The sequence below is a fragment of the Pigmentiphaga sp. genome, assembly GCF_019689535.1.
Taxonomy (GTDB): domain Bacteria; phylum Pseudomonadota; class Gammaproteobacteria; order Burkholderiales; family Burkholderiaceae_B; genus Pigmentiphaga.
In genome coordinates this window covers 1-8,144 of record NZ_JADGHH010000163.1, presented here as the reverse complement: position 1 = coordinate 8,144, position 8,144 = coordinate 1, and the positions used below count along the sequence as shown (strand labels likewise).

Genomic DNA, 8,144 nt, shown 5'->3' with positions numbered 1-8,144 from the left:
TGTGAGGCCATGCCGAAAAGCAGTGCCTGGCACTGCAGAGTTGACGACGCCGCAATTGTACGCGTGCAGGCGGTGTTCGTCAGGGCGTCGGGCCGGCTTGGCGGCTTTGGTTGCAATTGCGTGACGGGCAGCGCTTAGGGAATCGCGGTTCCCGGCATCCAGCGCAGCAGCCTGTCGGTGCGGGAAGCGAGGTAGGCCGAGCCCCGGTTCTTGTCGTAGTAGCGCGGCCGCGGCAGCATGGAGGCGAGCCGCGCGGCTTGGTAGGCCGATAGGTTGGCGGCCGAGGTGTTGAAGTAGTGGCGTGCGGCTGCTTCCGCGCCGAAAACCCCTTCCCCCCACTCGGCGATGTTCAGGTACAGCTCCAGGATGCGCCGTTTGCTCATGACCAGCTCGATCATGTAGGTGATGACGACTTCCTGGGCCTTGCGCAAGTAGGTGCGCGAGTTGGAAAGAAATAGGTTTTTCGCGACCTGCTGCGTGATGGTCGAGCCGCCGCGCATGGGCCGTTGCGGCGGCCGCCGGCCAAGCGCCAGGGCACGCTCGGTGGCTTCGGCCAATTGCCGGTTATGGGCGTATGCCCGTTCGACCGCGTCCCAGTCTATGCCTCCGTGCTCGAGGAAATTGGCGTCTTCGGCGGCCACGGCGGCACGTTTCAGGTGATTACTGATGCGATCGTAGTCGACCCACCGGTAATCGAGCTTGCGCTTGGGGTCGGTTTTTTGCAGGCGGGACAATTCCGCGCGCATGACCGAAGTCGTGCCGGGAGGCATGTAGGCATACCAGACGACCCAGCCAAAGATCCAGGCTTGGTACAGCAGCACCAGCGCCAAGGCCGCGAGGCACAGGCGCATGCCCGCCGACAGGATGCGGGCGCGCAGGGAGCGACGGCGGCGGAGCTGGGGGCGGCGGGCGCTCATCTCATAAAGAGGTTCGCAGGGCCGTCAGCACGGGACCTGGGTCGGGGCGGACGCCGCGCCAGATGAAAAAGCTTTCGGCGGCCTGTTCCACCAGCATGCCTAGGCCGTCCGCAACCGCGGCGGCTCCGTCGGCGGCTGCCTGCCGCATGAAGGCAGTGGGGCGCGCGGCATACATGAGGTCATACGCCAGCCCGCCTGGCGCGTAGGCGCCGGCCGGAAGGGGCGGCGCTTCATCGTCCAGGCTGCTGGCCGTGGCATTGATGACGAGGTCCCAGCGGCCGTCAGCGGGTAGGTCGGCATAGCTGCCACCGCGCATGACGGCTCCCGCGGACGCGGAGAAAGCCGCCGCCAGCTCCTGTGCACGGGACGGCGTGCGGTTGGCGATGTCTATGCTGGCGCAGCCCGCCTCGATCAGCGGCAGCAATATGCCCCGCGCCGCGCCTCCCGCTCCGGCAACGAGCACCCGGGCTCCGGCCAAGCGTGCTCCCAGCCGGCGCAGGTCGTTGAGCAGGCCGACCCCGTCGGTATTGCAGCCGTGCAATGCGCCGTCTTGCATCCAAAGCGTGTTGACTGCACCAGCCGCCCGCGCGCGGGGGCTCAGGTTCGCGCGCGCCAATTCAAAGGCCTGTAGCTTGAACGGCACGGTGACGTTCAAGCCACCGCCGCCCGAGGCGAAAAACGCTTCGACTTGCGCGGCGAATCCATCGACCGGCGCCAGGATCGCCTCATAGGTGATGGGCTCCCCGGTCTGCTCGGCGAACCGGGCGTGGATCCACGGCGATTTGCTGTGTGCGATGGGATTGCCGATGACGGCGTAGCGTGTGCGAGGGGAAGGAAGCATTAGCCGGGCTTCGCGAAGAGCTTGTCGTTGGTGAAATACCAGGTGCGCGTGATGGCCAACACATCGGTATCGCGCGCGATCTGGGGCGGAAAAGGCGCGAACGGCGCGGCAAGCGCGACGATGCGCCGGGCGGCGTCGTTGAGTATTTTATGTTCCGACGGCTTGTCGATGTCTATGCCTTCCACGGTGCCGTCACTGCGTATGTATACCGTCATGCGCAAGGATCCATATACCTTGCCACGCGCGGCGGCGGGATAGTGCTGGGTGCCGAGGGTCTCGATGCGCTCGCGCCATTGCTCGACATATACCGCAAACCGGTATTCCGAGGTCGACGGCGCAAAGAAGTGGCGGCGCGGACGCTTGTTGTAGTCCTCGATGCGTCGGGAGACCTCGGCGAACTGGCGTGCAAGGTGCTCGGCCTGCTCCTGCATGGCGTTCCGTTCGCTCGACGGCGTGCCTGGCTGGGCGGCGGGAGCGGGCTGGGGCGCGCGGTGCTGGGCGAGGGCCGCAGCCAGGCGGCGCTGCTCCGCTTCCAGCGCCGCCTGCCGCGCTTGCAGCTGCGCGAGCAGTTTTCCGTTGCGGTCGGCTGCGGCGTGCGGCGTGGGTGCTTGGGCATGTCCTGCCGTAGCGTCCCCGCCGCCGCTGCTGGCCACCTGCGCGCGTAGTTCGGCCTTGGAGGGGGCTTGGCGGGTGCCTGCGCTAAGCAGCACGACCTCCAGGCCGGCATCTCGCTCCGGCCGCTGCGCCCGCGGTGCCGTGAAGTGCAGGGCGAACAGGATGCCGTGCGCCGCCAGCGAAATCACGATCGCGCTCATCAGATAGCGCCGATCCGGACGTTCCTTCCAATCTTGTGTGAGCTGGCGGGCCAGCTGGGCGGGAAGGCGACGGAGCCTAGGCATTTTCGCGGGGTGCGAGGCGGCCGGCCGCACGCCGGGGGCCGGCGCGGCGGAGGAATCGGGCGGAGATGCGGGAGCAGGGCGGTGCGACACCCCGCGATTGTAATTCTTCAGGCTGGCCGGATCGCCGCCTGGGCTGCGGATGGCGCCGGGCGACTTGTATGCCGCCTGGCGCTCGGGTTGCCTGGGAAACCCTGGGCGGACGGGTCAGGACGCGGGCGGGGTGCCGCCAGCGTCTTCGGAATCAGGAGCGTGCCTTTCCGAAGCGTCGACCAGCCGGGCATCCGTCGGGTCGGGGCCGTCGGCGGCATCGATCTCGGCGGCTTGCGCGTGCTCTTCGGCGGCCGGCTCCTCTTCGATGTCCTCGTCGGCCTGCGCGCTCTCCACCACGTCCAGGAAGCGGCAATCCAGGGTCAACTCGAGCTCGTCGTCACCCATGATCTCCAGCATGACGTGCTGGCCCCGCTCCAGGGAGGGGAGCGTCCCCACGCGGGTGTAGAACGGCGCATCCTTCAGGCGCACCAGGTCGTCGCGCAGCACCACCGCTTCCACGCGGCGCAACCCTTCCTGCTTGAGCCAGCGCAGGCACCAGAAGCGTTCCATGGCCTGCTGGAAGTCGGCATAGGCGCCGTATTTGGCCTCGAAGGCACTGATGATCGCGTAGAGATCGGCCTCGCGCGGCTTGAACGGGGCCGCGAGGCGGGCCGAGACGCCGTGGTCGATCGCCGCGATCAACTGGCCCTGGTTGACGAGGTCTACATAGCGGCGCAGCGGCGACGTGAACCAGGCGTATTGGGGTACGCCGATGGATTCGTGCGGTGCGGCCGCCGTCCCCATGCGCACGCGGCCCATTTGCTGCGAACGGTAGATGCCCGGCACGCCGCACGAGGCCAGCAGGCCTCCCCACAAGCTGTTGGCCAGGATCATGTATTCGGCCACCAGGCGGTCCAGGGGGGCGTTGCGCTTGCGTTGCACGATGCGCACCCTTGCCTCTTCCGGCCGGTCCGGATCGCCGTCGACGTAGAAGCTGAAGTCGACCCGGTTGTTCGACTCGGGCTTGCCGCGTACTTGATCGCGCTTGGCCGACAGGGCCTTGGCCAGGCGCCAGAGCGGACGGAAGACGTGGCCGTAGGGTACCTCGGCGGACGGGTCGTCCAGCAGCGCTTCGGTCACGACGTCGTCCAGCACGTTGTGGCGAAGGTTCTCGCGTACCACGATGCGTTCGATGCGCGATTCGTGCGACAGGACTTCGCCCGTTTCGGGGTCGGCGACCACGTAGAGCGAGACGGCGGGCACGGGGGCGCCGGCATCCAGAGAGAACGCCTTGATGACTTCTTCCGGCTGCATGGGGATCTTGTCCCCGGGCATGTACACGGTAGACATGCGCGCGCGCGCCAGCGCGTCCAGGTTGCTGTCGCGCGTGACGGCGAGCCCCGGCGCGGCAATGTGTATGCCGACGCGCAGGGTGCCGTCGTCCAGCTGCTGGACGGAGAGCGCATCGTCGATCTCGGTGGTGGTGATGTCATCGACCGAGTACGCCTCCACGTCGGCGAGGGGCAGGTCGCGCGCGATGGGCGGGACCTCGGCCGGTGCGAAGCCGGTGCCGCGCGGAAAGTGCTGCGCGTAGAAGCGCCGCTTGTGGATGGAGATCGCGCTCGGGAATGCGCCGAGGTTCATCAGCAGCCGCTCAGGGCGGACCTGCAGCTGGGTGCACGCGGCATCGAGCGCCTTCCATTCCAGCGTGTTCTTGTCCGGCTTGAACAGCAGGGTTTCGGCTTGGCGGGCCAGCGGTTCCGGCAGCCTGCCGGCTTTGATTTCTTCTACCCAAGCCTGTTGCTGTTCGGCCTGGCGCTGTTTTTTCTCGAGGGCGGCAAGTGCGGCGGCAAGGATGTCCGGCGGGGCCGGTCGATATTTGCCTTTGCCGCGCCGGTGGAAGTAGACCGGGGCACTATGCACCCGCAGCAGCATGGCCGCCTGTTCGACCGGCGCCGGCGGGTGGCCGTAGTACTCCTCGGCCAGTGCCGGGATCTCGAACTCCTCCTGGGGCGCACATTCCCAGAGGAACTGCACGTCCAGTTCCTTCGATGCCTCCTCCGCTTGCTTGAGCAGGGACTCCGGGTCGGGTTGCTCGAATCGTACGATGATGGCGGACTTCTTGATCTTGCTCCGCTTGCCGCTTGCCGCCTCGACCTGGAGGCTGGCATCGGTTTCGCTCAGGATGGTGGCGGCCTTGAATCCGCCGTCATCCTCATAAAGGACATGCATTGCGTGTTATCCAGGGGAGAATTCGTCGTTCGGGGCGTCGGCGAAGGCCAGCACTTCCGGCAAGTACCGCGCGAAGTCGCTGATGCCGTGGTCGCCGCCTTCAATGATGTGTTGCCGGGCGCCTCGGTAGTGATCGCGCATCTCGCGCCAGTCCAGCACTTCATCGCCAGTGGCCGCCAATAAATAGTAGCGGTTGGGACGGGAGATGCGCTCGACGGCGTAGGCGCGCAACTCTTCCACGTGGGTGGCCGTGAACGAGAAGGGCTGGCCGTCGTGATACGTCGTGTGTTCGCCGACCTGCGTGGCCAGGTCGCGCGCGGCGTGCACGACTGGGTTGAGCAGTGCGGCGCGGCAGCCCAGCCGTTCGGCCAGGAAGGTGGCGTAATAGCCGCCCAGCGAAGAGCCGATGAGGGTCAGTTCGCGTCCGGCAGACCGCGCATGGGCCTGCATGTCCCGCGCCAAAGATTCGGCCAGCTCCATGGCCTGGCGAGGACTGGCCGCCAATTGGGGGCACGCCCATTCCTTGTTCCGGCCGCGTGCCGACATGGCCTCGGCCAAGAGGCGCGCCTTGTACGAAGCCGGCGAGGACCGGAATCCGTGCAGGTACAGAATCATCAGGGGCCTCCGGCGTCGGCCTGCTCGCGCAGCGCTTGCAGTAGTTTGTCGTGCACGCCCCCGAAGCCACCGTTGCTCATGACGACGATGTGGTCGCCCGGCTGCGCGGTGCGCGCGACGGCTTCGACCATGGCGGCCAGGTCCGACCAGGCACTTGCCCGGTCGCCCAAGGGCGCGAGGGCTTCGGCCGGGTCCCAGCCCAGGGCGTGCTTGCCTGTTTTCTCACCGTAGCAGAAAACAAGGTCGGCTTGCGCCAGGGAGCCCGGAAGCTGGGCTTTCATCGCGCCGAGCTTCATGGTGTTGGATCGCGGTTCGAGCACGGCCAGGATGCGCCCGCCCGGCATCCTCGCCCGCAAGCCCGCCAGCGTGGTGGCGATGGCCGTGGGGTGGTGCGCGAAGTCGTCATACACCCGTATGTCGCGCACCGTCCCGCGCAGTTCCATGCGGCGCTTCACGCCGCCAAAGCGGCTCAGGGCTGCCGCGGCCTCCGCGGGGGAGACGCCCACGTGCTCGGCGGCAGCCATGGCGGCCAGTGCGTTCATGCGATTGTGTTCGCCGCTTAGCGTCCATTGGATGCGGCCGACCGGGGCGCCCTGGTGGAGGACCTCGAAACTCCCGTCGGATTGCTCCGGACCTGCCTGCCATGCGCCATCTTCGCCGAACGTGACGACTTCTGACCAGCAACCGCGCGCAAGCACGCGATCTATCGCCGGGCTGCGCGTGGGCGCGACGATGCGTCCTTGGCTTGGGACGGTACGCACGAGATGGTGGAATTGGGTTTCGATCGCGGCAAGATCGGGAAAGATGTCCGCATGATCGTACTCAAGGTTGTTCAGGATCGCCGTGCGGGGCCGGTAGTGGACGAACTTGGAGCGTTTGTCGAAGAAGGCGGTGTCGTATTCATCGGCTTCGATGGCAAACAGGCGCTTGGAGCCCGTGGACAAACGTGCCGAGACCCCGAAGTCGAGCGGCACGCCGCCAACGAGGAATGAAGGCGCCAGGCCGGCAGCCTCGAGGATCCAGGCGAGCATCGAGGTGGTCGTGGTCTTGCCGTGCGTGCCGGCCACGGCCAGCACATGGTGGCCCGGCAGGATGTGTTCTCCTAGCCATTGCGGCCCGGAGACGTAGGGCAGCCCCTCGTTCATGATGGCCTCCATGAGCGGGTTGCCCCGGCTGACGACGTTTCCCACGACGAACAAATCGGGCTTGAGGCCGGTCTGGTCCGCCCCGTAGCCTTCGATGAGTTCGATGCCTTGCTCCCTGAGCTGGGTGCTCATGGGCGGGTAGACGCCAGCGTCGCAGCCCGTGACGCGATGGCCGGCCGCCCGCGCGAGCAGCGCCAGGCCACCCATGAAGGTGCCGCAGATGCCGAGAATATGTAGATGCATGGTTGCCAGTCTTCCGGTCGGGTATGGGATTGTAGACGCCCGGACCGGCGGCGCTCCGGGACACGAAGTATGATGTCGGGGTCATCTCCTTGGAGCAATCATGTCGTTTTCTTCTTTGCGCCAGGAAATTGCCGCCGCTGCGGCCAGGATGATCGCCGAGGACGGGCTCGATTACAGCACCGCCAAGCGCAAGGCGGTCCGGCAGTTGGTGGGCAAGGGGGCCCTGCCCAAGGGCGACGTGCTGCCCGACAATGACGAAATCGAAAGCGAAGTCCGCGAATACCAGGCATTGTTCATGGGCGACACCCAGCCGGCCAGGCTGAACCGCCTGCGGCGGGTGGCCTTGTCGGTCATGGAGCTGCTCGATCGATTCCAGCCCTACCTGGTCGGTCCGGTCTGGAACGGCACTGCGGGCGAGCATTCCGATATTGCCTTGCAGTGCTTCGCCGACTCTTCCAAGGAGGTGGAGATTTTCCTGATCAACCAAGGCATTCAATACGAAGTGGGCGAGCGTCCGGATTTCCGGGGCCGCGGCAAGGTCGAAGCGCTGTACTTCATGTGGAAGGGCGAGGGCGTCATGTTGAGTATTTATGACGACCTGGCCTTGCGCGGCGCCCTCAAGCCGGGAGCGGACGGCCGCGTGGAGCGCGGGGATGCGCGCGCGGTGTCGCGGCTGCTCGACGAAGCAGAGGATGTGCAAGGGGGGATGGCATGAACCACGGGTCTTCCGACAAGCGTCGCCAGTTGTTGGTCTATGGCGGCCTAGGCGCGGCAGCGGCGCTGGCCGGTGGCGTGGCGGCCTGGTGGCAGCTCGCGCCGCGTCCCAGCTCCGACCGGGCGGTCGACATCCTGTATGCGCAGACCTTGGAAGGGTTGGACGGGCGTTCTTATGCGTTCGAACAATGGCGCGGACGCCGATTGGTGGTCAATTTCTGGGCTACCTGGTGCCCGCCCTGCGTGGAGGAAATGCCCGAGCTCGAGGCACTTCGGCAGGAATTCGACGGACGGGCGCAATTCGTGGGCATCGGCATCGATTCGGCGACTAACATGCAAAAATTCGTGCAAAAGGTGCCGGTGAGTTATCCTTTGCTGATCGCCGGCAACGTGGGCACCGAGCTGGCGCGAGAGCTGGGGAACGCCAGCGGCGGGTTGCCCTACACCGTGGTCATCGACGAGAAAGGCAGCGTCCTTCACCAGTACGCGGGGCGGATCAAGGCGGAAA

At 66.5% G+C, this 8,144-nt stretch carries 8 protein-coding genes; 2 read left to right on the top strand and 6 right to left on the bottom strand.

Annotation, left to right across the window (positions count from 1 at the left end; all coding sequences use genetic code 11):
* Positions 1–134: 134 nt before the first annotated feature.
* The 6 genes from mtgA to mpl form a co-directional block, all read right to left on the bottom strand.
* A complete protein-coding gene (mtgA, locus tag IRZ12_RS13465) occupies positions 135–917 on the bottom strand; it encodes a monofunctional biosynthetic peptidoglycan transglycosylase (RefSeq protein WP_296469288.1) in 783 nt (260 codons plus the stop codon).
* A gap of 1 nt (position 918) precedes the next feature.
* The gene (gene aroE, locus IRZ12_RS13460; protein ID WP_296469286.1) at positions 919–1,758 is read right to left on the bottom strand and encodes a shikimate dehydrogenase; all 840 of its coding nucleotides are present in this window, start codon (positions 1,756–1,758) and stop codon (positions 919–921) included.
* Positions 1,758–2,573 carry a TonB family protein gene (locus IRZ12_RS13455; protein ID WP_296469284.1) on the bottom strand — a complete coding sequence of 272 codons (816 nt, stop codon included), beginning with the start codon at positions 2,571–2,573 and terminating at the stop codon, positions 1,758–1,760. Before IRZ12_RS13455 ends, aroE begins: the two co-directional genes overlap by 1 nt.
* A gap of 288 nt (positions 2,574–2,861) precedes the next feature.
* On the bottom strand, positions 2,862–4,919 hold the full coding sequence (locus IRZ12_RS13450) for a ribonuclease catalytic domain-containing protein (RefSeq protein ID WP_296469282.1): 2,058 nt from the start codon (positions 4,917–4,919) through the stop codon (positions 2,862–2,864).
* Between the two features lie 6 nt (positions 4,920–4,925).
* Complete coding sequence (locus IRZ12_RS13445) at positions 4,926–5,537, bottom strand: YqiA/YcfP family alpha/beta fold hydrolase (protein ID WP_296469290.1); 612 nt, start codon at positions 5,535–5,537, stop codon at positions 4,926–4,928.
* Positions 5,534–6,922, bottom strand: coding sequence for a UDP-N-acetylmuramate:L-alanyl-gamma-D-glutamyl-meso-diaminopimelate ligase (mpl, locus tag IRZ12_RS13440; RefSeq protein ID WP_296469281.1), 1,389 nt, complete (start codon positions 6,920–6,922; stop codon positions 5,534–5,536). Before mpl ends, IRZ12_RS13445 begins: the two co-directional genes overlap by 4 nt.
* Positions 6,923–7,022: 100 nt before the next feature.
* Between mpl and IRZ12_RS13435 the strand changes: the two genes are divergently transcribed.
* Positions 7,023–7,637: a hypothetical protein gene (locus IRZ12_RS13435; RefSeq protein WP_296469278.1), complete on the top strand. Its 615-nt coding sequence runs from the start codon at positions 7,023–7,025 to the stop codon at positions 7,635–7,637.
* On the top strand, positions 7,634–8,144 hold a 511-nt coding region (locus tag IRZ12_RS13430), incomplete at its 3' end, for a TlpA disulfide reductase family protein (protein WP_296469276.1). The genes IRZ12_RS13435 and IRZ12_RS13430, both read left to right, overlap by 4 nt.